2 protein-coding genes are annotated in these 2,314 nt (G+C 73.0%); both read left to right on the top strand.

All coding sequences use genetic code 11. The annotated features are described in order from the left end of the window. The coding region (locus EEJ42_RS32175; protein ID WP_148082094.1) for a M1 family metallopeptidase at window positions 1-1,254 on the top strand (1,254 nt) is incomplete at its 5' end. Window positions 1,255-1,367: 113 nt separating this feature from the next. Further along, window positions 1,368-2,279 carry an endonuclease/exonuclease/phosphatase family protein gene (locus tag EEJ42_RS32170; RefSeq protein ID WP_123105437.1) on the top strand — a complete coding sequence of 304 codons (912 nt, stop codon included), beginning with the start codon at window positions 1,368-1,370 and terminating at the stop codon, window positions 2,277-2,279. The last annotated feature ends 35 nt before the right edge of the window (window positions 2,280-2,314 follow it).

Genomic DNA, 2,314 nt, shown 5'->3' with positions numbered 1-2,314 from the left:
GCGGTCGCCGAGCCGGGCGCGGTCGCCGAGCCGGGGGCGGCGGGCGCGGCGGGCTCGGCGGGCGAGCCGCTGTCCGGGTTCAGCCTGGACCTCGGCGCGTTCCGGGTGGACGCGGTGCTGGTCGACGGTGTCCGCGCGGCCCGCTACACCCATCGGGCCGGCAAGCTGCGCATCCGCCCGGCGCGCCCGCTGCCCGCCGGGGCGCCGTTCACGGTCGAGGTGCGGTACGTCGGGGTGCCGCGGCCGGTGAAGACCCGGCACTGGGGCGACCTGGGCTGGGAGCAGCTGGAGGACGGGGCGCTGGTGGCGGGCCAGCCGATCGGCGCGCCGTCCTGGTTCCCGTGCAACGACCACCCGGCCGACAAGGCGTCGTACCGGATCGCGGTGACCGCGCCGTCGCCGTACACGGTGCTCGCCGCGGGCACGCTGGAGTCGTGTACGGTCAGCGCCTCCACCACGACGTGGGTGTACGACCACCCGGCGCCGATGTCCACGTATCTCGCCACGGTCCAGATCGGCCTGTACGACCTGGTCGAGTTGACCGACGCGGCGGTGAGCACGGTGCCGCAGCGGGCGGCCGTACCGCCGCGGCTGCGTGACCGCTTCGACCACGACTTCGCCCGCCAGCCCCGGATGATGGCCGCCTTCGAGGACCTCTTCGGCCCGTATCCGTTCGACGAGTACGCGGTGGTGGTGACGGACGACGAGCTGGAGGTGCCGGTCGAGGCGCAGACGCTCTCCGTCTTCGGCGCCAACCACGTCGACGGACAGCGCGGCTGTGAGCGGCTGGTGGCCCATGAGCTGGCCCACCAGTGGTTCGGCAACAGCCTGAGCCTCGCCGACTGGCGCCACATCTGGCTGAACGAGGGCTTCGCCAAGTACGCCGAGTGGCTGTGGTCGGAGGTCTCCGGCGGTGCCCCGGCCGCCGTCCACGCCGCCCGCTTCAGGGCCGCGCTGGCGGATCAGCCGCAGGATCTGCTGGTCGCGGACCCGGGCATGCCCCGGATGTTCGACGACCGGGTCTACCAGCGGGGCGCCCTGACGCTGCACGCGCTGCGTACGGTCCTCGGGGACGACGCCTTCTTCGCGGTGCTGCGGGAGTGGACGGCCACCCACCGCCACGCCACCGTCACCACCGAGGAGTTCACCGCGCTGGCGCAGCGCCACACGGCACAGCCCCTGGACGCGCTGTTCACCGCCTGGCTCCACACCCCCCGGCTGCCGGAACTCCCCGGCGGCATCGGCCCGGTGTGAGCCGCCGGTTCCGCATCCGGACTCCGTACGTTTCAACTCGCGGCTCCCGCAGGCCACTTCATTCCCACCGGACGGCCTGATACTGGTCTCAACGCCGGACCCTTGGAGGAGCCATGCCCGCACCTCTGTTCAGCCGCCGTCACGGGATGCGCGCCGCGGCCGCCGCGGCCCTCGCGCTCCCGCTCGCCACCCAGCCGGAGGCCCGCGCCGATACCGCCGGGGGCGGCTCGGCCGTCCCCGTGGACGGCTCACAGCTGCACGCCATGACCTTCAACCTGCGCTACGCCAGCGACACCGCGCCCAACTCCTGGCCGCAGCGGCGCCCCGTCATGCGGGAGCTGCTGCGCCGGGCCGCACCTCATCTGCTGGGCACGCAGGAGGGGCTGTACGGCCAGCTGCGCGACATCGCCGCCGATCTCGGTTCGCACTACGACTGGCTCGGCACGGGGCGGGCGGGGGGCAGCCGCGACGAGTTCATGGCCGTCTTCTACGACGCCAGACGGCTGGAGCCGCTGGAGTACGACCACTTCTGGCTGTCCGACACCCCGTATGTGATCGGCTCCAACACCTGGGGCGGCGCCGTGGTGCGCATGGTCACCTGGGTGCGCTTCCAGGACCGGGCCACCGACCGGCAGTTCTACGCCCTCAACACCCATCTCGACCACATCAGCCAGTACGCCCGGGAGCGCGCCGCCGGGCTGATCAACGTTCGGCTCGCCGGGCTGAACCCGGCCCTCCCCCGCATCGTCACCGGGGACTTCAACGTGGCCGCCCACGGCAACCCGGTCTACGACACCCTGCTGAAGGGCGGCTCGCTGGCCGACGCGTGGGACGCCGCCGACCGGCGCAGCAAGCTGTACGCGACCTTCCACGGCTACAAGCCGCTGGTCCCCGACGGTGACCGCATCGACTGGATCCTCACCTCGCCGGGCGTACGGACCCGCTACGCCGCGATCGACACCTACTCGCGGGACGGCCAGTTCCCCAGCGACCATCTGCCGGTGCACGCCGTGCTGGAGCTCTAGGGGTGTCCTGGGCGAGCCCGCCGCCGGACGGGCGG

The sequence above is a fragment of the Streptomyces botrytidirepellens genome (genome assembly GCF_003721215.1).
Taxonomy (GTDB): Bacteria; Actinomycetota; Actinomycetes; order Streptomycetales; family Streptomycetaceae; genus Streptomyces; species Streptomyces himastatinicus.
The sequence above is the reverse complement of the archived record's forward strand: the minus strand, read 5'-3'. Positions and strand labels throughout refer to the sequence as shown.

Bases quoted from the DNA above. Each gene is read 5' to 3' on its own strand.
- EEJ42_RS32170 (WP_123105437.1), top strand. From the start codon at position 1,368: ATGCCCGCACCTCTGTTCAGCCGCCGTCACGGGATGCGCGCCGCGGCC.